This window comes from Serratia sp. BIGb0163 (assembly GCF_024809935.1).
GTDB classification, from domain to species: Bacteria; Pseudomonadota; Gammaproteobacteria; order Enterobacterales; family Enterobacteriaceae; genus Serratia; species Serratia quinivorans.
Genome location: NZ_JANUDZ010000001.1, coordinates 382,564 through 404,002, shown reverse-complemented (window position 1 = coordinate 404,002; position 21,439 = coordinate 382,564). Strand labels below are relative to the sequence as shown.

General features: G+C 56.6%; 22 protein-coding genes. 14 read left to right on the top strand and 8 right to left on the bottom strand.

The genetic code is table 11. The features are described 5' to 3' along the window. The first annotated feature begins 156 nt into the window (after positions 1–156). The 5 genes from M2406_RS01930 (at position 157) to ltaE (ending at position 6,973) form a co-directional block, all read left to right on the top strand. Complete coding sequence (locus tag M2406_RS01930) at positions 157–1,053, top strand: lysine exporter LysO family protein (RefSeq protein WP_012006100.1); 897 nt, start codon at positions 157–159, stop codon at positions 1,051–1,053. A gap of 171 nt (positions 1,054–1,224) precedes the next feature. Next, a complete protein-coding gene (gene hcp / locus M2406_RS01925) occupies positions 1,225–2,874 on the top strand; it encodes a hydroxylamine reductase (RefSeq protein WP_017892245.1) in 1,650 nt (549 codons plus the stop codon). Positions 2,875–2,928: 54 nt separating this feature from the next. Then, a complete protein-coding gene (gene hcr, locus M2406_RS01920; protein ID WP_112363524.1) occupies positions 2,929–3,933 on the top strand; it encodes an NADH oxidoreductase in 1,005 nt (334 codons plus the stop codon). Positions 3,934–4,138: 205 nt separating this feature from the next. Beyond that, positions 4,139–5,860, top strand: coding sequence for a ubiquinone-dependent pyruvate dehydrogenase (gene poxB, locus M2406_RS01915; protein WP_012006097.1), 1,722 nt, complete (start codon positions 4,139–4,141; stop codon positions 5,858–5,860). A 96-nt stretch (positions 5,861–5,956) separates the two neighbouring features. Beyond that, the gene (gene ltaE / locus M2406_RS01910; RefSeq protein WP_115182852.1) at positions 5,957–6,973 is read left to right on the top strand and encodes a low-specificity L-threonine aldolase; all 1,017 of its coding nucleotides are present in this window, start codon (positions 5,957–5,959) and stop codon (positions 6,971–6,973) included. Between the two features lie 35 nt (positions 6,974–7,008). On the opposite strand, the gene M2406_RS01905 is transcribed toward ltaE, so the two are convergent. Next, positions 7,009–7,356 carry a DUF1294 domain-containing protein gene (locus M2406_RS01905; protein WP_259188285.1) on the bottom strand — a complete coding sequence of 116 codons (348 nt, stop codon included), beginning with the start codon at positions 7,354–7,356 and terminating at the stop codon, positions 7,009–7,011. A gap of 153 nt (positions 7,357–7,509) precedes the next feature. Between M2406_RS01905 and M2406_RS01900 the strand changes: the two genes are divergently transcribed. Together M2406_RS01900 and M2406_RS01895 are read left to right on the top strand one after the other, a co-directional pair. Next, a complete protein-coding gene (locus M2406_RS01900; protein WP_259188283.1) occupies positions 7,510–8,949 on the top strand; it encodes an SDR family oxidoreductase in 1,440 nt (479 codons plus the stop codon). 157 nt (positions 8,950–9,106) lie between these two features. Next, on the top strand, positions 9,107–10,117 hold the full coding sequence (locus M2406_RS01895; RefSeq protein ID WP_259188282.1) for an NAD(P)-dependent oxidoreductase: 1,011 nt from the start codon (positions 9,107–9,109) through the stop codon (positions 10,115–10,117). Here the strand turns inward: M2406_RS01895 and M2406_RS01890 are convergent, their stop codons facing one another. Both M2406_RS01890 and M2406_RS01885 read right to left on the bottom strand, forming a co-directional pair. Then, on the bottom strand, positions 10,118–10,954 hold the full coding sequence (locus tag M2406_RS01890; protein WP_259188281.1) for an N-acetylmuramoyl-L-alanine amidase: 837 nt from the start codon (positions 10,952–10,954) through the stop codon (positions 10,118–10,120). It lies immediately after the preceding gene. 146 nt (positions 10,955–11,100) lie between these two features. After that, positions 11,101–11,424, bottom strand: a complete 324-nt coding sequence (locus M2406_RS01885) for a heavy metal-binding domain-containing protein (protein WP_012006091.1) — start codon at positions 11,422–11,424, stop codon at positions 11,101–11,103. A gap of 160 nt (positions 11,425–11,584) precedes the next feature. Between M2406_RS01885 and M2406_RS01880 the strand changes: the two genes are divergently transcribed. From M2406_RS01880 to M2406_RS01850, 7 genes are all read left to right on the top strand, one after another. Next, the gene (locus tag M2406_RS01880) at positions 11,585–12,133 is read left to right on the top strand and encodes a lipoprotein (RefSeq protein ID WP_012006090.1); all 549 of its coding nucleotides are present in this window, start codon (positions 11,585–11,587) and stop codon (positions 12,131–12,133) included. Between the two features lie 261 nt (positions 12,134–12,394). Further along, complete coding sequence (artP, locus tag M2406_RS01875) at positions 12,395–13,123, top strand: arginine ABC transporter ATP-binding protein ArtP (RefSeq protein WP_012006089.1); 729 nt, start codon at positions 12,395–12,397, stop codon at positions 13,121–13,123. Positions 13,124–13,156: 33 nt separating this feature from the next. Beyond that, positions 13,157–13,888: an arginine ABC transporter substrate-binding protein gene (gene artJ / locus M2406_RS01870; protein ID WP_012006088.1), complete on the top strand. Its 732-nt coding sequence runs from the start codon at positions 13,157–13,159 to the stop codon at positions 13,886–13,888. 8 nt (positions 13,889–13,896) lie between these two features. Continuing rightward, a complete protein-coding gene (artQ, locus tag M2406_RS01865; protein ID WP_017892234.1) occupies positions 13,897–14,613 on the top strand; it encodes an arginine ABC transporter permease ArtQ in 717 nt (238 codons plus the stop codon). Then, the gene (gene artM / locus M2406_RS01860; RefSeq protein ID WP_012006086.1) at positions 14,613–15,281 is read left to right on the top strand and encodes an arginine ABC transporter permease ArtM; all 669 of its coding nucleotides are present in this window, start codon (positions 14,613–14,615) and stop codon (positions 15,279–15,281) included. Before artQ ends, artM begins: the two co-directional genes overlap by 1 nt. A gap of 208 nt (positions 15,282–15,489) precedes the next feature. Continuing rightward, positions 15,490–16,224 (top strand): arginine ABC transporter substrate-binding protein, encoded by a 735-nt coding sequence (gene artJ, locus M2406_RS01855; protein ID WP_012006085.1) that lies wholly within the window; start codon positions 15,490–15,492, stop codon positions 16,222–16,224. A 109-nt stretch (positions 16,225–16,333) separates the two neighbouring features. After that, positions 16,334–16,585 (top strand): prevent-host-death protein, encoded by a 252-nt coding sequence (locus M2406_RS01850; protein ID WP_012006084.1) that lies wholly within the window; start codon positions 16,334–16,336, stop codon positions 16,583–16,585. A gap of 3 nt (positions 16,586–16,588) precedes the next feature. Here the strand turns inward: M2406_RS01850 and rlmC are convergent, their stop codons facing one another. The 5 genes from rlmC to potG all read right to left on the bottom strand — a co-directional run bounded on the left by rlmC (position 16,589) and on the right by potG (position 21,427). After that, complete coding sequence (rlmC, locus tag M2406_RS01845; protein ID WP_259188273.1) at positions 16,589–17,716, bottom strand: 23S rRNA (uracil(747)-C(5))-methyltransferase RlmC; 1,128 nt, start codon at positions 17,714–17,716, stop codon at positions 16,589–16,591. 68 nt (positions 17,717–17,784) lie between these two features. After that, entirely contained in the window at positions 17,785–18,264 is a 480-nt protein-coding gene (locus M2406_RS01840) for a YbjO family protein (RefSeq protein WP_041418514.1), read from the bottom strand. 196 nt (positions 18,265–18,460) lie between these two features. After that, positions 18,461–19,306 (bottom strand): putrescine ABC transporter permease PotI, encoded by an 846-nt coding sequence (gene potI / locus M2406_RS01835; protein ID WP_012006081.1) that lies wholly within the window; start codon positions 19,304–19,306, stop codon positions 18,461–18,463. After that, complete coding sequence (gene potH, locus M2406_RS01830; protein WP_017892230.1) at positions 19,303–20,268, bottom strand: putrescine ABC transporter permease PotH; 966 nt, start codon at positions 20,266–20,268, stop codon at positions 19,303–19,305. The genes potI and potH overlap by 4 nt, the downstream gene beginning before the upstream one ends. Positions 20,269–20,293: 25 nt before the next feature. After that, the gene (gene potG / locus M2406_RS01825) at positions 20,294–21,427 is read right to left on the bottom strand and encodes a putrescine ABC transporter ATP-binding subunit PotG (RefSeq protein ID WP_012006079.1); all 1,134 of its coding nucleotides are present in this window, start codon (positions 21,425–21,427) and stop codon (positions 20,294–20,296) included. Positions 21,428–21,439: the final 12 nt, after the last annotated feature.

Sequence of the window (21,439 nt, the reverse complement as noted above, 5' to 3'; positions counted from 1 at the left end):
GGGGTGGCCTCCTCAGAGCATGGTCAAAAAACCCCTTGCAGGTCAAGCGGACGACGTCAAATCTGCCGCTTTACTCCGGACGTGGTTTTGGTTAGCGTGTGGAGCCTCGCCGCTCATCCAGGCGCCGCCCTCAGAACAAAGGACGCAAGCTTCACCATGTATTCAGGACTGCTGATTATTCTGTTACCGCTGATTGCCGGTTACCTCATTGCGCTACGTAGCCGGACTTTACTGCAAACCATCAACCGCCTGCTGAGCTGGATGGTCTACGTGATCCTGTTTTTCATGGGTATCAGCCTGGCGTTTCTGGAGGACCTGAGCAGCAACCTGGTGTTGATATTCCAGTATGCTTCGGTGTTTTTCCTGTGCATTCTCGCCGCCAGTTTGCTGATGCTGGCACTGCTGGAACGCAAAATGCCGTGGCACAACAGCCATAAACAGGAAAAACTGCCCTCACGCCTGCATATGGCGCTCGAATCGCTCAAGCTTTGCGGCGTGGTGCTCGGCGGTTTCCTGCTCGGCCTGACGCAGTGGCAATGGCTGCAGTTTGCCAACAAAGGCAGCGAATACGCCCTGATCTTCCTGCTGCTGCTGGTGGGCATCCAACTGCGCAACAGCGGCATGACGCTACGCCAAATAGTGCTTAACCGACGTGGCATGATAGTCGCCGTGGTGGTGGTGATAAGTTCACTGGCCGGCGGTGCGCTGGCGGCACAACTGCTGGGGCTGCCGATTAAGGCCGGGCTGGCCATGGCGTCCGGTTTTGGCTGGTATTCGCTTTCCGGCATTTTAATCACCGACGCCTATGGCCCGGTGTTAGGCAGCGCGGCCTTCTTTAACGATCTGGCGCGTGAACTGGTAGCCATAGTGCTGATCCCTACTCTGGTACGTCGTAGCCGCTCGTCAGCGCTGGGTCTGTGCGGCGCCACCTCCATGGACTTTACCCTGCCGGTGCTGCAACGCAGCGGGGGGATGGAGATAGTGCCACCGGCCATCGTGCATGGCTTTCTGCTCAGCCTGCTGGCACCGGTACTGATCGCCCTGTTCTCTTAAACCCTCTCCGGGGGTTCGCCCCCGGAAAGCGTAATAATTCCCATCCGCACGGTAAAATTGCGCTAAATCAAACTTGCCCTTGGTAGCATCACAAAAGCCTTTTTAAGCCCCGGTTGCCGATCTATGCTCATAAACAAGCATTATAAATGCAACTTTAAAAAGGAAGCGATTATGTTTTGTGTGCAATGTGAACAAACTATCCGTACCCCGGCAGGCAACGGCTGCTCTTATGCCCAGGGTATGTGCGGCAAAACGGCGGAAACCTCCGACCTGCAGGATCTGTTGGTCGCGGCGTTACAGGGGCTTTCCGCCTGGGCGCTGCAAGCCAGGGCGCTCGGGATCGTCGATCATGATATCGACAGCTTTGCCCCGCGTGCTTTCTTCTCTACCCTGACCAACGTCAACTTCGATTCAGATCGTATTATCGGTTACGCACGCGAAACCATCGCCCTGCGCGAATCTCTGGCCACCCGTTGCCGTCTGCTGGACGCCAGCGTCCATGTCGAACACCCATTGGCCAGTCTGCAGCTGGCCGGCGATGATATGCCTTCGCTGCTACAGCAGGCCGCGCAGTTTGCCCTCAATACCGATAAAGCCGAGGTCGGCGACGACGTACACGGCCTGCGCATGCTGTGCCTGTACGGCCTGAAAGGCGCCGCGGCCTATATGGAGCACGCTCACGTACTGGGCCAGTCCGATGACCAGATCTACGCCGACTACCACGCCTTTATGGCCTGGCTCGGCACCCAGCCGCGCGACGTGGATACCCTGCTGAACAACGCCATGGGCATCGGCAAAATGAACTTCAACGTGATGGCGATCCTCGATCACGGCGAAACTCAGGCTTACGGCGATCCGGTGCCAAGTGCGGTGAACGTTCGTCCGGTGGCAGGCAAAGCCATTCTGATCTCCGGCCATGATCTGAAAGATCTGCGCATGTTGCTCGAGCAAACCGAAGGCCAGGACGTGAACGTTTACACCCACGGTGAAATGCTGCCGGCGCACGGCTACCCGGAACTGAAAAAATTCAAGCATCTGGTGGGCAACTACGGCAGCGGCTGGCAGAACCAGCAGACCGAGTTCGCCAAATTCCCCGGCCCGATCCTGATGACCTCTAACTGCATTATCGATCCCAATGTCGGTAACTATGGCGATCGTATCTGGACGCGCAGCATCGTCGGCTGGCCGGGCGTTAACCATCTGGAAGGGGACGATTTCAGCCAGGTGATCGCTCAGGCGCAGGGCATGAGTGGTTTCCCCTATAGCGAAATCGAACATATGATCACCGTCGGCTTTGGCCGCCAGACGCTGCTCAACGCGGCCGATACGGTGATCGACCTGGTGTCACAAAAGAAACTGCGTCACGTCTTTTTGGTCGGCGGCTGTGACGGTAGCCGCGATGAGCGCAGCTATTTCACCGACTTCGCCCGCAGCGTTCCACAAGACTGCCTGATCATGACGCTGGCCTGCGGCAAATACCGCTTCAACAAGCTGGATTTCGGTACCCTGGAAGGCTTGCCACGCCTGTTGGACGTCGGTCAGTGTAACGACGCCTATTCCGCCATCATGCTGGCGGTGAAACTCGCCGACACCCTCGGTTGCTCGGTCAACGAACTGCCACTGAGCCTGGTGCTGTCGTGGTTTGAGCAAAAGGCGATTGTCATCCTGCTGACGCTGTTGTCATTGGGGGTTAAAAACATTGTTACCGGGCCAACCGCGCCGGGCTTCCTGACCGACAACCTGATGGCGATCCTGAACGAAAAATTCGGTATGCGCCCGATCACTACCGTAGATCAGGATCTGCAAGCCCTGCTCGGCTAATGCTGCTGTTTCCCGGGGCCGCAGATGACGGCCCCTTTGCTTTTGAGGTGCCCAATGACCCAACCCAGCCCACTTTGCCCCAACCGCATGCAGGTGCATTCGATCCAGCAGGAAACCGCCGACGTCTGGACGCTCAACCTGATCTGCGATGTTTTTTACCCTTATCAACCCGGTCAGTTTGCGCTGGTCAGTATCCGTAATAGCGAAGACACTCTGCGCGCCTATACGCTCTCCTCTTCGCCCGGCCAGAGCCGTTTCCTCAGCATCAGTGTACGTTGCCTGCCGGACGGCGTGGGTTCGCGCTGGTTAACCGGCGAAGTCAAACCCGGCAACACGCTGTGGCTGTCCGATGCGCAAGGCGAGTTCAGCTGTGAACAACATCCGGCCGATCGTTACCTGATGCTGGCGGCCGGCTGCGGCGTAACGCCGATCATCTCCATGTGTCGCTGGCTGGTGGCCAATCGCCCGGCCTGTGATATCGCAGTGATCTTTAACGTACGCACTCCCGCCGATACCATTTTTGCCGAGCAATGGCGCGAGTTATGCGCCACGCACCCGCAACTGCGACTGACGCTGATGGCCGAACAGGACATTCAACCAGGTTATCTCAATGGGCGAATCAGTGCCGAAGTGCTGCGCCAGGCGGCGCCGGATATCACTGAGCGCACCGTGATGACCTGCGGCCCGGCCCCCTATATGGCTCAGGCAGAACGGCTTTGCCTGCAGCTGGGCGTAGCGGCCGACCGTTTCCATAAAGAGCAGTTCCATACCCCGGCAGCCACCGATGGCGAACAGGGCGAAGGATTAACCTTGCGCACCGCCCGCCCGCTGCGTGAGTTCCGCGTACCGGTCGGCAGCACATTGCTGGCGGCAATGGAAGCTCACGCGCTGCCGGTCAACGCCGCCTGCCGCGCTGGGGTGTGTGGTTCATGTAAAACCCGCATCCTCGAAGGTGACTACACCACCACCAGCAGCATGACGCTGACGGCGGCTGAAATCGCCCAGGGCTATGTGCTGGCCTGCAGTTGCCAACTGCAAGGTGACGTCACCCTCGCCTGATGCTTTCTGCCCCGTCGGCCACGATGGGGCATTTATCGGCAAGCAGGCTTTACCTTCCCCTTCTACACTTTCCCGGTTCCATGTTCGTTACTGCGTTTATTTGAGAAAGACTGATAAGTCATACCCAATAGATTTCAAGTCACGGCCAGGCGGCACACGCTGTGGTTTGAAAGATAAAGGGACCTTTACAACGCTTGGGGGAATTATGAAGCAAACTATAGCCACACTGATCGCCAAAACTCTGGAACAGGCCGGTGTGAAACGCATTTGGGGCGTCACCGGCGATTCGCTCAACGGCCTCAGCGACAGCCTGCACCGTATGGGCACCATCGAATGGCTGGGAACCCGCCATGAAGAGGTCGCCGCCTTCGCCGCCGGAGCAGAAGCCCAGTTGACGGGTCAGTTGGCGGTCTGTGCCGGCTCCTGCGGCCCCGGTAACCTGCATCTGATTAACGGTCTGTTCGACTGCCACCGCAATCATGTGCCGGTATTGGCGATTGCCGCACACATTCCCTCCAGCGAAATCGGCAGTGGCTATTTCCAGGAAACCCACCCGCAAGAACTGTTCCGCGAATGCAGCCACTACTGTGAACTGGTCTCTAACCCGGAACAGTTGCCCCGGGTACTGGAAATCGCCATGCGCAAGGCGATCCTCAATCGCGGCGTGTCGGTGATCGTCCTGCCGGGCGACGTGGCGCTGCGGATGGCACCGGAAGACGCCAGCATGGTGTGGCACACCCCGGCACTGCCGCTGGTGCAACCGCCAATGAGCGAACTGAACAGGCTGGCGGAGACCCTGAACAAGGCGAAGAACATTACGCTGATGTGCGGCAGTGGTTGTGCAGGCTCCCATGACGAAGTGGTCAAGTTGGCCGAACTGTTGCAGGCTCCGGTGGTTCATGCACTGCGCGGTAAAGAGCATATCGAATGGGACAACCCTTACAGCGTCGGCATGACCGGCCTGATCGGTTTCTCTTCCGGCTACCACGCCATGATGAACGCCGACACACTGGTATTGCTCGGTACCCAGTTCCCGTACCGTGCCTTCTATCCGACCAATGCCAATATCATTCAGATCGACATCAACCCCGGCAGCATCGGCGCACACTGCCCGGTCAATATGGCGCTGGTGGGGGATATCCATACCACCCTCACTGCCCTGCTGCCGCAGTTGGAACCCAAGAGCGACCGTGCGTTCCTCGACAAGGCGCTGGAGCACTACCGCACTGCGCGCAAGGATCTCGACGGGCTGGCGACGGCCAATGACGATCAGCCGATTCACCCGCAGTATCTGGCGCAACAGCTCAGCCAATACGCCAGCGATGACGCCATCTTCACCTGCGACGTCGGTACGCCAACGGTGTGGGCCGCTCGTTATCTGAAGATGAACGGCAAACGCCGCCTGCTCGGGTCGTTCAATCATGGCTCGATGGCTAACGCCATGCCACAGGCGATTGGCGCACAGGCCACCGAACCGGACAAACAGGTGATCGCCATGTGCGGCGACGGCGGCTTCACCATGCTGATGGGGGATTTCCTGTCGCTGGCCCAACTGAAACTGCCGGTCAAGATTGTGATTTTCAACAACAGCGTGCTGGGCTTCGTGGCGATGGAAATGAAGGCCGGTGGCTACCTGACTGACGGCACCGATCTGCACAATCCTGATTTTGCGGCGATTGCCAACGCCGCCGGCATCAAAGGCATTCGCGTAGAGAAAGCTTCTGATTTGGATGGGGCGCTGCAGGAAATGCTGGCGCATCCCGGCCCGGCACTGCTGGACGTCGTCACCGCCAAACAGGAACTGGCGATGCCGCCGCAGATCAAATTCGAGCAGGCCAAGGGCTTTAGCCTGTATATGTTGCGCGCCATTATCAACGGCCGCGGTGACGAAGTGGTCGAGCTGGCAAAAACCAACTGGTTGCGTTAATAATCGTGTCCTCTTTCAGCTAAAACTATCTCCAACAAATTTCAAGTTGCAGCCAATAACGCTGCGGCTTGAAAGATGAAGGGGAAAAGGATTTTTATGCTTATCGATCTACGCAGTGACACCGTGACCCGCCCCAGCGCCGCGATGCGCGAGGCCATGGCCCAGGCAGAAGTGGGTGATGATGTTTACGGCGATGACCCCACGGTCAACGCTCTGGAGGCAGAAGCGGTCCGTCTGTCCGGTAAAGAGGCGGCGCTGTTCTTGCCAAGCGGCACTCAGGCCAACCTGGTGGCGTTGCTGAGCCATTGCCAGCGCGGTGACGAGTACATTGTCGGCCAGCAGGCGCATAACTATAAATACGAGGCCGGCGGCGCGGCGGTGCTCGGCAGCATCCAGCCACAGCCGATTGAAGCTGACCCGGACGGCACCCTGCCGCTAGATAAGGTCGCGGCGGCCATCAAACCCGACGATATCCACTTTGCCAAAACGCGCCTGCTGAGCCTGGAAAACACCATCAGCGGCCGTGTGCTGCCCTTGGCGTACCTGCAGCAGGCCTGGCAATTCAGCCGCGAGCATCAACTGGCGTTACACATCGACGGCGCACGTATCTTTAACGCCGCCGTCGCGCTAAATGTGCCGTTGAAAGAGATTGTGCAGTACTGCGACACCTTCACCATTTGCCTGTCGAAAGGGCTGGGCGCGCCGGTGGGCTCCTTGCTGTGCGGCAGCGAAGCCTTTATCCAGCAGGCCCTGCGCTGGCGTAAAATGACCGGCGGTGGCCTGCGGCAGGCCGGCATTCTGGCGGCGGCCGGTCTCTATGCGCTGGAGCACAATGTCGAACGGCTGCGTGAAGATCACGACAATGCCAAATGGCTGGAACAGCAACTGCAGCGGATTGGCGTGGAAATCGTCGAACCGGGCGCGCAGACCAACGTGCTGTACCTGCGCCAGTCACCAGAGTTGGCGGCCAGGCTGGGTCCCTGGATGCGTGAGCGCGGCGTGCTGATCAGTAGCGGGCCACTGACGCGCATTCTGACCCACCTTGACGTCAGCCGTCAGGATTTGCAGCAAGTGGTCGATTTATGGCAGCAGTTCCTCAGGCAGCACGCCTGAGTGCTTGTCTGTACGGGGCGTCAACGCGCCCCGTCTCAAAGTATCCAGCGGCCATAGACCCAGTACCAAATCGCCAGCGTCGCCACAATATTCAGCACCACGCTGACGATAAACCAGGTTTTGAACGGCTGTTTCTGGGTTTTATGGCGAAAGACCTGCTGCGCAACTATCGCTCCCATCCAACCGCCCACCAGCCCGAACACCAGCAGCGTGCTTTCCGGCACCCGCTGCCAGCTTCTGCGTGCAGCAAACTTATCCGCACCGTAGACCACCAGCGTCAGCAGGTTAGCCAACAACCACCACATCCAGATCGGATGCAAGAAAAACAAACTGGCGATCAGCGCCAGTCCCAACAGGGCATAACAAACAACATTGAGTTTCATATCTTCCGGCTTAACGCAGACAAACGGCGGATAGTGTGACGCCCCCCGTCAGCGGATGCAATGCCCGCATAACCACACAAAAAGTGCATTTAAACCACGAGTTTGGCATCCTGTGACTATGCTAAACAGACTTTCACCGCAAAGGCGGCGCTAATGACAGCTCAACGCGTACTGGTTCTTGGGGCCAGCGGCTATATCGGCCAAAACCTGATCCCCCACCTGATTGAACAGGGACATCACATTACCGCCGCCGCGCGTCGCATCGAATGGCTGCAGGAACAGCACTGGCCGCAGGTTAACTGCCAATATGTCGACGTTTACCGGCCGGAAACCCTGGCCGCCGCGCTGTGGGAGATCGACGCGGTTTATTATCTGATCCACGGTATGGGCGACGGCGATGATTTTATTGAAAAGGAACGCCAGGCCGCTGAAAACCTGCGTGACGCGCTGCGCAATTCCAGCGTCAAACAGGTCATTTTTCTCGGCGCATTGCAACCAGAGGGCGACAGCTCGCCACACCTGGTGGCACGCAAGCTGACCGGAGAGATCCTGCGTCAGAGCGGTGTTCCCGTCACCGAGCTAAGAGCCAGTATTATTGTCGGCCCCGGCTCGGCCGCGTTCGAAATCATGCGCGATATGGTCTACAACCTGCCGGTGCTTACGCCACCGCGCTGGGTACGTTCCAAATCTTCACCGGTGGCGTTGGAAAACCTGCTGGTGTATCTGGCCGATCTGTTGGCACATCCGGCGGAAGAAAACCGCATTTTTGACGTCGCCGGCCCGGAGTACATCAGCTACCAGACCATGTTTGAACGCTTTATCGCCATCAGCGGCAAGAAACGTTGGCTGATCCCAATCCCGCTGCCGACCCGATTTATCTCGGTTTGGTTTATCAGCATGATCACTTCGGTGCCCACGTCTATCGCCAACGCGCTGATCCAGGGGTTGAACCACGATCTGCCCGCCGACGGCAAACCGCTACAGGCGTTAATCCCGCAGACGCTGCAAACCTTCGATCAGGCGGTGACGGCCACCCTGCGGCGTGAGGAGGAAGTGGTCGATTCCGCCGACTGGGGTTACGACCCGGAAGCGCGGGCGCGCTGGCGGCCGGGCTATGGTTTTTATCCGAAGCAGGCGGGTTGCTCGATAGAAACCCAGGCATCCAGCCAGGCCCTGTGGCATACGGTGCAGCAACTGGGGGGCAAAGAGGGCTATTTTTACGCCAATATCCTGTGGCAGATCCGCGCACGTATGGACGATATGATTGGCAATCGCGTGGTTTATGGCCGTCCGCAGCGCGACACGCTGGAGGTTGGCGACGTCGTCGACGGCTGGAAGGTGATCACTCTCAAACCACAGCGGCTATTGGCACTGCTGTTTGGCATGAAAGCCCCCGGCCTGGGCCGCCTCGCTTTCACTATCAAGGATCACGGCGACCATCGTACCCTGGACGTACGGGCCTGGTGGCACCCCGCCGGGTTTAGCGGGCTGCTGTATTGGTTCGCCATGATGCCCGCTCATCTGTTTATTTTTCGCGGTATGGCCCGGCGTATTGCCAAACTGGCCGAAGAGCATCCGCGCAATATGCCCTGACCATCGCTTATTTGTCGATCAACCGCACACTTTGCTGCTGCGGTTAGGCCCTTTCCGATTGCATAGAGCACGAAATAACGGAAGAATGGCATCTTATTTGCTGTAGCGCCGCTGAAGGCCGTCAGCATTCTGATTTTTGGTGAGAATAGAGTTCGTTATGAAGGTATTGGTCACCGGTGCAACCAGTGGGTTAGGCCGTAACGCCGTTGAATATCTGCGCCGTCAGGGCATTAAAGTGCGCGCCACCGGTCGCAGCCAGGCGATGGGCAGTCTGCTGGAAAAAATGGGTGCGGAATTCATTCATGCCGATCTCACCAATCTGATCTCATCGCAGGCCAAAGCCATGCTGGCCGATGTGGACGTGCTGTGGCACTGCTCCAGTTTCACTTCCCCCTGGGGCACCGAAGAAGCCTTTGAACTGGCCAACGTGCGCGCCACCCGTCGCCTGGGCGAATGGGCGGCGGCCTACGGCGTTTCGCAGTTTATCCATATCTCTTCGCCGGCGGTTTACTTCGACTATCATCACCATCGCAATGTTACCGAAGACTTCCGCCCTGTACGCTATGCCAACGAGTTTGCCCGCAGCAAGGCCGCCGGTGAACAAGTGATCCAACAGTTGGCGCTGTCCAACCCACAGACCCACTTCACTATTCTGCGCCCACAGGGATTGTTCGGACCGCACGACAAGGTGATGCTGCCGCGCCTGTTACAGATGATCAAACGCTACGGCAACCTGCTGCTGCCACGCGGCGGTGCCGCGCTGGTGGACATGACCTATCTGGAAAACGCAGTGCACGCCATGTGGCTGGCGACCCAGAAAGAAAATACCCCGTCGGGCCGCGCCTATAACATCACCAACCAGCAGCCGCGTCAGCTACGCAGCGTGGTGCAGCAGTTGATCGACGAGTTGGGCATGAAGTGTCGGATCCGCTCGGTCCCCTACCCAATGCTCGACATGATGGCGCGTGGCATGGAAAAGCTCGGCAGCAAAAGTGAAAAAGAGCCGGTACTGACCCACTATGGCGTCGCCAAGCTCAATTTTGATCTGACGCTGGACACCACACGTGCCCAGCAAGAGCTGGATTACCGGCCAATTATTTCGCTGGATGAAGGTATCTCGCGTACCGCCCGCTGGCTGAAGGATCACGGCAAGCTGCACGGCCTGTAATTAACGGGCGGCTCCGTATTTCAGCAACAGCGCATCGACAATCGCCTCACTCTCCGCATCCGGCTCACCGCGATAATCGCTGGGCCGGAAATGCATCTGAAACGCCGCCAGCACGTTTTTTTGCTGCCTGACATCCCAGCGCGCATCCATGCCGTAACCGTAACTCGCCAGCTTGGCCATCAATGGCTCCAGCGGCACTTCGGCATGCTTATCCCGCCCGCCCAATAGTTTCTGCACCTGCCCCTCATCCGGCCAGGCACCTATGCCCGCCTGCGCCAGTTGCTGCCAGGGGAATAACGGACCGGGATCCTGCTTGCGCTGCGGCGCAATATCGCTGTGCCCTACCACGTCCGTCGGCTGAATGCCGTATCGCTGAATAATATCGCGGCTCAGTGGGATCAACAGGGCAATTTGCTGTGGCGTATAGGGCTGCCAGTGGGTAAACAGCAGGGTTTGGTTGAACCCGCGATTGACGATCTCAATACCGATCGAGGTGTCATTGAGGTTGGTTCTGCCGCGCCAACTGCTGGCCCCGGCATGCCATGCTCGCAGAGCTTCCGGCACCAGTTGAAATGCCACCGGTTTGCCCTGAGCCAACGGCGGGTGCGCCGGTAACAGATAATGCGCACTGACGTGTTCATCCGTCAGGGTTTTCAATGAGGAGTGGAAGTCTTCGGCGGTGTAATGCATCACCAGAAAACGAATGCGCTGGTCTGCGCCCTGGGCCTGATGCAGCGTTTCTAGCTGATAGCCACCATGATCGACGATAGTGTTCTGCGGCACGCTTTGGCAGCCTGCGAGCAGCGCCACGGCAAATATCCCTGGCCAAATTTTCACGAATCCCTCCTGTGTTAGATACGCCGAATTTGTTACCCGGATTGATTAACTTGCATCCAATAATCAAGTTATTCAATAAATGATGACAGAGATGCCAGCCTCATCATTATGACGCCCCGGAGATTACCGGGGCGTGAAAGAAGGGATTAACGACTGACTTTCACTGCGGTGCCGCTGACGGTCACCATCAGCATGCTGCTGTCTTTACCCACGGTTTCGTAATCGATATCAATCCCGACCACTGCGTTGGCGCCCAACTCTTTTGCCTGCTCTTCCAGTTCCTTGAAGGCGATCAGACGCGCTTTACGCAGCTCTTTCTCATAGGCCCCGGAACGGCCGCCGACAATGTCACGCACGCCGGCAAAGAAATCACGGAAAATATTGGCACCCAAAATTGCCTCGCCGGTGACAACGCCGCAGTACTCGGTAATGGTAAACCCTTCCAGGGTCGGGGTGGTTGAAAGCTGCATTAAAACTCCTTGCTGATTGATTCATGGCATTTATCTGACCATCGTTTTAGCATTATGTTCTGTATTGAAATGGCACGCACTACGAATGCAAGGCCAGAAATCGCATTTATACTGTAGGCTAGTGGTCTTCATGGTAGAGACTTTCACATAAGGTAATGAGATGAAAACAAAAACGATTGCGGCTGTTTTTCCCTTAGCGCTGTTACTGAGTGCCTGCACCACCGTTGAACCGGCATTCAAGGATATCGGCACCCGTACCGGCGGTTGTGTGGAAGGCGGCCCGGATGCGGTGGCCCAGAAATTTTACGACTTGCGCCTGCAACAAGGTGCCGGTACTACCCTGCCGGACAGCAACCGTCTGGCGCAATTGCAGCCTTACCTGAGTAAAGTGCTGTACCAGGATCTGGTAACTGCTAACCAGAATCCGGGCAAACATCAGGTCACCGGCGATCTGTTTACCGGCAATGCTCAGGGGCCGACCAGCGCCACCGTCGCCAGCGCGTCGACCATTCCTAATACCGATGCCAAAAATATCCCGTTGCGCGTTCAACTCAGCTACCAGAAAGACGGTGGCAGCGCAGTCAACTGGCAGGATGAAGTGCTGATGGTGCGCGAAGGCACCTGTTGGGTCGTGGACGATATCCGCTATCTGAACGTGCCACCGCACGCTGCCAGCGGTACGCTGCGTCAGGTATTGGAAAACCAGTAAGCCAACTCAACCACCGGTGCCCCTGGGTACCGGTGGTTAGATAAATGCCTTGATTACGCGCAATATTTGTTCAATTTGAGAAATTTCGCTACCTGCCTCACAGCATGCACGACAAATCCCCCCTTCGAACCTGACTCGCGGTATCTTGTGCTATTCTTTTACTATTCTGCCGCGCAGTAATAAATTTTAACGCACAAAGATTGCATAAGTATTCTGTGGAAGTTAACATTCGCGGCATCAATATCTATTCAATTCTGGCGCATGAGCATTCAACTTAACGGTATCAATTGCTATTACGGCGCACATCAGGCGCTGTTTGACATCACGCTGGATTGCCCAGCAGGGGAAACCTTAGTGCTGCTGGGTCCAAGCGGCGCGGGGAAAAGCTCGTTATTGCGGGTGTTGAACCTGTTGGAAATGCCGCGTTCGGGCCAGTTGCAGATCGCCGGTAACCAATTCGACTTTAAGCAGGCTCCGGGCGAAAAAGCCATTCGCGAGCTGCGGCAGAACGTCGGCATGGTATTCCAGCAATACAATCTCTGGCCTCACCTCACCGTGGTGCAAAACCTGATCGAAGCGCCTTGCCGCGTGCTGGGCCTGACCAAGGCTCAGGCGATGGAGCGTGCCGACAAACTGCTCAAGCGCCTGCGTCTGACCGACTTTGCCGATCGTTTCCCGCTGCACCTATCCGGTGGCCAGCAACAGCGTGTGGCCATTGCCCGTGCGCTGATGATGGAACCGCAGGTATTGCTGTTTGATGAACCGACCGCCGCGCTGGATCCGGAGATCACCGCCCAAATCGTCAGCATCATTCGCGAATTGGCCGGCACCGGGATCACCCAGGTGATCGTGACCCACGAGGTGGAAGTGGCGCGTAAAACCGCCAGCCGCGTGGTGTACATGGAAAACGGCCACGTGGTGGAACAAGGCGATGCCAGCCACTTCAAGAATCCACAGACCACCGAGTTTGCCAATTACTTATCACACTAACAATTTTACTTGCTGTAATTTGGGGAGTTTGCGATGAAAAAACTAATAATCGCCGCCGTTCTGGCCGGCATCAGCGTTTCCGCCTCTGCAGCCGAAACCATCCGTTTCGCTACCGAAGCTTCTTATCCTCCATTTGAATTTATTGACGCCGGCAACAAGATCCAGGGCTTTGATGTCGATCTGGCCAATGCGCTGTGTAAAGAGATGCAGGCCGAGTGTACCTTCACCAATCAGGCCTTTGACAGCCTGATCCCAAGCCTGAAGTTCAAGCGCTTCGACGCGGTGATGGCCGGTATGGACATCACGCCTGAGCGTGAAAAGCAGGTGCTGTTTACCAAGCCGTATTACGACAACTCCGCGCTGTTTGTTGCCCAGAAAGGCAAAGTGGCTGACGTCGCTGCGTTGAAAGGCAAGAAAGTGGGCGTGCAGAACGGTACCACTCACCAGAAATACCTGACCGATAAGCATCCGGAAATCACCACCGTGCCTTACGACAGCTATCAGAACGCCATTCTGGATCTGAAAAATGGCCGCGTCGATGCGGTATTCGGTGACACTGCGGTGGTCAACGAATGGCTGAAACAAAACGCGGCACTGGCCGCCGTGGGCGACAAAGTGACCGATAAAGACTACTTCGGTACCGGCCTGGGCATTGCCGTTCGCCAGAAAAATACCGATCTGCAGGGCAAGTTCAACGCCGCTCTGGACAAGATCAAACAGGATGGGACTTACGAAACCATCTACAAAAAATGGTTCCAGCAGTAATCACTCTGATGAATGAAATTCAACCTTTAGCAAGCGCCGCCGGGATGACCGTCGGCCTTGCCGTTTGTGCCCTTATCCTTGGGCTGATCCTGGCGATGCTGTTTGCCGTCTGGGAGTCATCACGCTGGAAAGTGGTTAGCTGGCTCGGCACCGCCTGGGTCACTCTGTTGCGCGGCCTGCCGGAAATTCTGGTGGTGCTGTTCATCTATTTCGGCTCATCGCAGCTGTTGTTGATGCTGTCCGATGGCTTCACCCTGAACCTTGGTCTGTTCCAACTGCCGATCCAACTGGCGATTGATAACTTTGAAGTCAGCCCGTTCCTGTGCGGCGTCATTGCTCTCGCCCTGCTCTATTCAGCCTATGCGTCGCAAACGCTGCGTGGCGCGCTGAAGGCCGTGCCGCAGGGGCAATGGGAATCCGGTCAGGCACTGGGAATGAGCACCGCGGCAATTTTCTTTCGCCTGATCATGCCGCAAATGTGGCGTCACGCGCTACCCGGTCTTGGCAACCAGTGGCTGGTATTGCTGAAGGATACCGCGCTGGTGTCACTGATCAGCGTTAACGATCTGATGCTGCAAACCAAAAGCATTGCCACCCGCACCCAGGAGCCTTTTACCTGGTACGTGATTGCGGCGGCGATTTACCTGGTGGTCACCCTGATCAGTCAGTACATCATTAAACGCATCGAACTGCGCACCACGCGTTTTGAGCGGGGGCCAGCCTGATGTTTGAGTTCTTGCCGGAAATTATCAAAGGGCTGCACACCAGCCTGACGCTGACCATCACCGCGCTGATCGTGGCGCTGGTGCTGTCGCTGGTGCTGACGGTGATCCTGACGCTGAAAACGCCGATCCTGACGCCGCTGGTAAAAATCTATATCACCCTGTTCACCGGTACGCCGCTGCTGGTGCAGATCTTCCTGATCTACTACGGCCCCGGTCAGTTCCCGGCGATCCGCGAGTATCCGTGGTTATGGAACTTGCTGTCGCAGCCGTGGCTGTGTGCGATGATCGCATTGGCGCTGAACAGCGCCGCCTATACCACCCAACTGTTTTACGGTGCGGTACGGGCGATACCGGCCGGTCAGTGGCAATCTTGTGAAGCGCTCGGCATGTCGCGTTCGCAGTCGCTGCGTATCCTGCTGCCATTCGCCTTCAAGCGTGCGCTGTCGTCTTACTCCAACGAAGTGGTGCTGGTGTTCAAAAGTACCTCGCTGGCCTATACCATCACCCTGATGGAAGTCATGGGCTACAGCCAGCTGATGTATGGCCGTACCTACGACGTGATGGTGTTTGGTGCGGCCGGGTTGGTGTATCTGTGCGTCAACGGCTTGCTGACGCTGCTGATGCGTCTGGTCGAGCGCCGTGCATTGGCGTTTGAACGCCGCAACTGAGTCAGTAGAGCGATACTCTCAAAGCCCTGCCACCGTGCGGGGCTTTTTTACACCCAGAACAAATTTTTAATCATTTATATTGCATATTAATTCATTAAATGGCAGGGTTAACACCGACCGACAGCCGCCAAAACCTCTGGGTTATTGTCAGTAAAATCAAGCGGTGACGAGATAAAAACACGCAGTCTTGCAGACAGGAGCTTTAAGCATGAAAAAACTATTGCTGGCCGCCACGGTATTAGCAGGCATCGCCTTTAACGCCAGCGCAGCCGAGACCATTCGTTTCGCCGCTTCCGCCACCTACCCGCCGTTTGAGTCGCTGGATGCCAACAACAAGATCGTGGGTTTTGATATCGATCTGGCTAACGCGCTGTGCAAACAAATGAAGGCCGAATGTACCTTCACCAACCAGGCGTTCGACAGCCTGATCGCCGCGCTTAAATTCAAGAAATACGACGCGGTGATCTCCGGTATGGACATCACGCCAGAGCGCAGCAAGCAAGTTGCCTTCACTCAGCCCTATTATGCCAACTCGGCAATTGTGATTGCCGAAAAAGGCAAATTCAGTTCGCTGGCGGATCTGAAAGGGAAAAAGGTCGGCATGGAGAACGGTACCACCCACCAGAAATACATGCAGGACAAGCACCCGGAGATTAACACCGTCTCTTACGACAGCTATCAGAACGCCATTCTCGAGTTGAAAAATGGCCGTATTGACGGCGTATTCGGTGATACCGCCGTGGTGAATGAGTGGCTGAAGAACAACCCTCAGTTGGCTCCGGTCGGTGAACACGTTACCGATGCACAATACTTCGGTACCGGTCTGGGTATTGCGGTACGGCCGGACAATCAGGCGCTGCTGGCCAAGCTCAACAGTGCGCTGGACGCCATTAAGGCCGACGGCACCTACAAAGCCATTAACGACAAGTGGTTCCCGCAGTAAGCGCTATTCGGGGCGTGGAATGCCACGCCTTGTTTACCAAACCTAAGCATTGTCCACAGTTCCTTTCGGTGCTAAATTTGATACTAAATATAACACCAAAGGAAACATCATGATCGTCCAGCCCATTCTGGCAGATTCAGCAGTCAGCATCAGCGATTTTAAAAAATCACCTAACGCAGCACTCAAAGAAGCCCACGGACAGCCCGTTGCCGTGCTTACCAATGGGAAGATTTCCGGTTATTACGTCTCTCCTGAGACCTGGCAAGCCATTGCTGAATGCCTCGAGGATATTGAACTCGCTGAAATAGTCCGCTCACGGATGAGTGGCAAACGTATTAAGGTCAATCTGGATGACTTATAACCTTTAATTACGAACCAGCAGCGTCAGTACTTCGTAATGGGCGGTATGCGGGAACATATCAAACAGCTGTACGCGCTCGATGCGGTAATCCGGCAACATCTCAATGTCTTTCGCCATGCTCTCGGCGTTACAGCTCGAATACAGAATATAGCCCGGTGCCATCTGGTTCAGATAGTCGCACAGTGCCTTGCCAATACCGCGTCGCGGCGGGTTAACCAGCACCAGTTGCGGCACGCTGCCTTCGGCGGTAGCGAACCGGGTAGAATCCAGCGCCTGGAAATCGACGTGTTGCAAACCCAGAGTTTTCGCCGATTGGCGCGCGCAGGCAATCGCCTCGGCGCTAATTTCGATGCCGGTCAGGCGTGTTTCCGGCAGCGCGCAATGCAGGCCAAACCCACCCACACCGCAGAACAGATCCCACATGCTATTGATGCCCAACGCTCTTACCCAGTCACGGGCGGTGGCGTAAAGCTCGGCGGCCACCTGCGGATTGGTCTGGAAGAAACTTTGCGGGCGGATATACAACGGCACCTGGTTAAATTGCTCTTCCAGCGCCTGTTGCTCGGTCAGCGGGATCTCGCGCTCCCCTTCCATAATCGCCATATGTACCGGCTGAATATTGGCGGAAATCACCCTGAGCTGCGGCAACTGCTGTTGCAGCCACGGCAGTGCGGCACGCAGCTGCGCCAGCTTGCTGTCTGAACGAAGTACAAAGCGCAGCATTACGCCACCACTGTGGGTACTTTCAGTCAGTAACAGGTACTTCAGTTCGCCACGTTTACGCGCCACGTTGTAGGGCGTCAGGCCGGCGCGGGCGATAAAACTTTTCAGCACATCAAACATCGGCGAGAAACTGGCGGGATACAGTGGACAGGCGCTCAGATCCACCGCCGTGCCATCACGATGCAGCATGCCCAGTAGCGGACGCTCTACGCTGCCGCTGACTACCATTTTGGCTTTATTGCGAAATGCGCTCTGCTCGCCGGCGATCGGCTCTAGCCACTGCGCAACGTCACGGTCGCTCAGCAGTGATTGCAGATGATGCTGTTTGTCCGTCAGTTGCTGCGGGTACGGCTTTTCCAACCACTGACAGGAACGGCAGGTGCCCGCCGTATACAAAGCGCAATGCATGAAGATAACCCTGAGTTCGGGGTGAATAATTAAGGGCGCAGAGTTTATCACTCTACGCCGTTAAAATCTCAATTGCGCACGGCGAAATAACGGCGGCTGGTAGCGGGAACAAACAATAATGCCAGAATGACGACATCGGGGATTTTTTGCAGGATCAGCATGTGCAAGATTTGGCCGCTGGTTTCACCTTCAACGGTAAAGACCTCCGGCAGAAAACTGCCAATGGTGGCCAACAGCAGATAACCAACCACCAGGCATTGGCAGGCCACAAAACCCCAACGCCCCCAGTTGCGGCCGCGCATCACCGCAAAACCGCAACTGATTTGCAGGCACAGTAATAACAGGCCAGCCAGAAAGATCAGGGTGGAATCCCAGGCCTGTGCGCTGGTGCTGACGAACTCCTGAGCGCCATCGACCCCCAGTTCCCCCAACAGCAACAGCACGCTGATACACTTGATAGCCACCATCGCCGTTCCGGCCACCATCACCGGCACTGGCGCATCTGAATTCATTCTTATTCCCTGCCTGCTGTTCAGCATGTCTGACATGTCCATGTTCCGCAACAAAACGCCACCTGTTCAGGTTAAGGATGCACGACGCGTTTAAGTGGGCGTTTCCCTCTCCAGCGGGAGAGGGAACAATATCAACTTAAGTGACCAGCATTAACCTATTCAGGCGGCATATATAAAGTCAGGTAATCAATTGCAATACCAATAATTGCAAAAATAGCAGGTTTAATCAGACTCAGCTACGGGCAGCCTTTTGTAATTCGCGCGATCGCTGTTTTTCCGAGCGCGCCATAAACCACCATGCAATCAGGCCGATAACGCCGACCACCAGCAGGATCAAACTCGCCAGGGCGTTAATTTCCGGATTAACCCCCATTCGTACGCTGGAGAACACCAACATCGGCAAGGTGGTCGCGCCCGGCCCGGCGACGAAACTGGCAATCACCAGGTCATCCAGCGACAGGGTAAAGGCCAGCATCCAACCGGCGATCAGCGCCGGTGCAATCATCGGCAGAGTGATCACGAAAAACACTTTCAGCGGTGTCGCGCCCAGATCCATCGCCGCCTCTTCGATAGAGCGATCCAACTCACGCAGGCGCGAGCTGATCACCACCGAAACATAGGCAGTACAGAAAGTGACGTGCGCCAGCCAGATGGTAAACATCCCCCGTTCCGACGGCCAACCAAAGGCATGCCCCATCGCCACAAACAGCAGCAGCAACGACAGGCCGGTGATCACATCCGGCATAACCAGCGGTGCCGTCAGCATAAAGGCAAAACCGGTTGAACCACGAAAACGGCCAAAACGGACCATCACCACTGCCGCAATCGCCCCCAGCACCACCGCGGCGGTCGCCGAGGCGGCGGCGATAGTCAGGCTGAGCCCGACGGCGCTGATCATCGCCGAATCATGGAACAACTCGGTATACCAGCGCGTGGACCAACCGGCCCACACCGTCACCAGTTTGGAACTGTTGAACGAGTAGATCACCAGCATCAGCATCGGCGCATACAAGAAGGTGAAACCCACTACCAAAATAGCGATACGCCACGGCGAGCGCACTACCGGCAAGTTGTTCATCCCTGCCCCCCTATTTCCTTGTTCTGGTGCTTGTGGAACCAGAGAATCGGTACGATCAACAGCAGCAGCATGACGGTGGCCACTGCCGAGGCTACTGGCCAGTCACGGTTATTAAAGAACTCCTGCCACAGTACCCTGCCGATCATAATACTGTCCGGCCCGCCCAGCAGTTCCGGGATAACGAATTCGCCGACCGCCGGGATAAACACCAGCATAGAACCGGCAATAATCCCGCCTCGGGTCAGCGGCATAATCACGCTGAAAAAGGTTTTCAACGGTTTAGCCCCCAGATCCAGCGACGCCTCCACCAATGAATAGTCCAACCGCGTCAGGGCGGTATAAATCGGCAGCACCATAAACGGCAGGTAGGAGTACACCACGCCGATATACACCGCCAGATTGGTGTGCAGGATCACCAACGGCTGATCGATCACCCCGGTCCATAACAAGAAGTTATTGAGGATGCCGTTATTTTTCAGAATGCCCATCCAGGCGTAAACGCGGATCAGGAACGAGGTCCACGACGGCAGGATCACCAACAACAGCAAAATATTGCGGGTTGAGGATTTGCTGTGCGCCACCGCCCAGGCCAGCGGATAGCCGATGACCAGACAGCAAACCGTCGATACCGCCGCCACCTGCAGCGATTGCAGATAAGCGTCTATATACAGCGGATCGTCGGTCAGTTGCAGGTAGTTGGCAAAATTGAGCGCGATGTCCAGCTTACCCTCTGCCCAGCTCATCAGGTCAGTGTAGGGCGGGACCGCCAACGCCAGTTCCGCCAGGCTGATCTTGAACACGATCAGGAACGGCAGCAGGAACAGCAGCGTCAACCACAGCAGCGGCACCGCGATCACCAGCTTGCGGCCATGGGCCATCTGCAGGCGCTGGAAAAAGGCTTTTAACGGGCCGGGCCCTTTGGCCGGTGGTTCCGGTGGTGTGTGTTCAGCAAGCATTGTCATAATGATTATTCCTCACCTTCTCGACTCACACCGTCAACACGACACAGCTGTCGGCTTCCCAGCACAGGCGCACTTCGTCGCCCCAGGTCGGCATCCCTTTGCGGAAACGGTGGCCGTTTTGCAATTGGGCGCTAATAATCTGGCCGCTGAGCAACTTCACATGGTAGATAGACAGATCGCCGAGGTAGGCGATATGTGCCACTTCCCCAACCGCAAAGTTGCAACCGTCCTGCGGAACCTCTTCGCACAGCATGATTTTTTCCGGCCGCAGGGCGACCTGAATCGGCACGCCGTCCACTACCGAGGCATCGGAGTCCACCTTTATCGCATGGCGCAAACCGGGACTTTGCAGGATCAAGCCATCGTCATGGCGCTCTTGCAGCACACAATCAAAAACGTTGACCGAGCCGATAAATTCAGCGCTGAAACGGCTGTTCGGATGCTCGTAGATCTCTTCCGGTTCGCCGATCTGTACAAATTTGCCACGGTTCATGATGGCAATGCGCCCTGCCATGGTCATCGCCTCTTCCTGGTCATGGGTGACCATTACGCAGGTCACGCCAACCCGCTCAAGAATATCCGTCACTTCCAGTTGCATGCGGTCACGCAGTTTTTTATCCAATGCGCCCATCGGCTCATCCAGCAGCAGCAGTTTCGGCCGTTTGGCCAGGCTGCGTGCCAGTGCCACCCGCTGGCGTTGGCCACCGGATAGCTGGTGCGGTTTACGCTTGGCGAATTCCTGCATGTGCACCAGCGACAGCATTTCCGCTACCCGATCGGCGATTTCCGCACGCGGCATTTTGTCCTGTTTCAGACCGAAGGCGATGTTTTGCTCTACCGTCATGTGCGGGAACAGCGCGTAGGACTGGAACATCATATTGATCGGCCGCTGGTAAGGCGGCACATGCGACATGTCCTGCCCATCGAGCACAATCTGCCCTTCCGTCGGCTGTTCAAAACCGGCCAGCATGCGTAAAAGCGTCGACTTCCCGCAGCCAGATGGCCCCAGCAAAGCGAATATTTCGCCCTTATAGATGGTCAGGCTGACGTCTTCGACCGCGTTTTGGCCGTCAAAGGTTTTGGTGAGGTTACGGATTTCCAGCAGAGGGGTGAAGACCTTCTGCGACTTGGCTTGAGGACGAGGGATGACGTCGTTCAATCGGGGTGCTCT

Bases quoted from the DNA above. Each gene is read 5' to 3' on its own strand.
- M2406_RS01930 (WP_012006100.1), top strand. From the start codon at position 157: ATGTATTCAGGACTGCTGATTATTCTGTTACCGCTGATTGCCGGTTAC.
- hcp (WP_017892245.1), top strand. From the start codon at position 1,225: ATGTTTTGTGTGCAATGTGAACAAACTATCCGTACCCCGGCAGGCAAC.
- hcr (WP_112363524.1), top strand. From the start codon at position 2,929: ATGACCCAACCCAGCCCACTTTGCCCCAACCGCATGCAGGTGCATTCG.
- poxB (WP_012006097.1), top strand. From the start codon at position 4,139: ATGAAGCAAACTATAGCCACACTGATCGCCAAAACTCTGGAACAGGCC.
- ltaE (WP_115182852.1), top strand. From the start codon at position 5,957: ATGCTTATCGATCTACGCAGTGACACCGTGACCCGCCCCAGCGCCGCG.
- M2406_RS01905 (WP_259188285.1), bottom strand. From the start codon at position 7,356: ATGAAACTCAATGTTGTTTGTTATGCCCTGTTGGGACTGGCGCTGATC.
- M2406_RS01900 (WP_259188283.1), top strand. From the start codon at position 7,510: ATGACAGCTCAACGCGTACTGGTTCTTGGGGCCAGCGGCTATATCGGC.
- M2406_RS01895 (WP_259188282.1), top strand. From the start codon at position 9,107: ATGAAGGTATTGGTCACCGGTGCAACCAGTGGGTTAGGCCGTAACGCC.
- M2406_RS01885 (WP_012006091.1), bottom strand. From the start codon at position 11,424: ATGCAGCTTTCAACCACCCCGACCCTGGAAGGGTTTACCATTACCGAG.
- M2406_RS01880 (WP_012006090.1), top strand. From the start codon at position 11,585: ATGAAAACAAAAACGATTGCGGCTGTTTTTCCCTTAGCGCTGTTACTG.
- artP (WP_012006089.1), top strand. From the start codon at position 12,395: ATGAGCATTCAACTTAACGGTATCAATTGCTATTACGGCGCACATCAG.
- artJ (WP_012006088.1), top strand. From the start codon at position 13,157: ATGAAAAAACTAATAATCGCCGCCGTTCTGGCCGGCATCAGCGTTTCC.
- artQ (WP_017892234.1), top strand. From the start codon at position 13,897: ATGAATGAAATTCAACCTTTAGCAAGCGCCGCCGGGATGACCGTCGGC.
- artM (WP_012006086.1), top strand. From the start codon at position 14,613: ATGTTTGAGTTCTTGCCGGAAATTATCAAAGGGCTGCACACCAGCCTG.
- artJ (WP_012006085.1), top strand. From the start codon at position 15,490: ATGAAAAAACTATTGCTGGCCGCCACGGTATTAGCAGGCATCGCCTTT.
- M2406_RS01850 (WP_012006084.1), top strand. From the start codon at position 16,334: ATGATCGTCCAGCCCATTCTGGCAGATTCAGCAGTCAGCATCAGCGAT.
- rlmC (WP_259188273.1), bottom strand. From the start codon at position 17,716: ATGCATTGCGCTTTGTATACGGCGGGCACCTGCCGTTCCTGTCAGTGG.
- M2406_RS01840 (WP_041418514.1), bottom strand. From the start codon at position 18,264: ATGTCAGACATGCTGAACAGCAGGCAGGGAATAAGAATGAATTCAGAT.
- potI (WP_012006081.1), bottom strand. From the start codon at position 19,306: ATGAACAACTTGCCGGTAGTGCGCTCGCCGTGGCGTATCGCTATTTTG.
- potH (WP_017892230.1), bottom strand. From the start codon at position 20,268: ATGACAATGCTTGCTGAACACACACCACCGGAACCACCGGCCAAAGGG.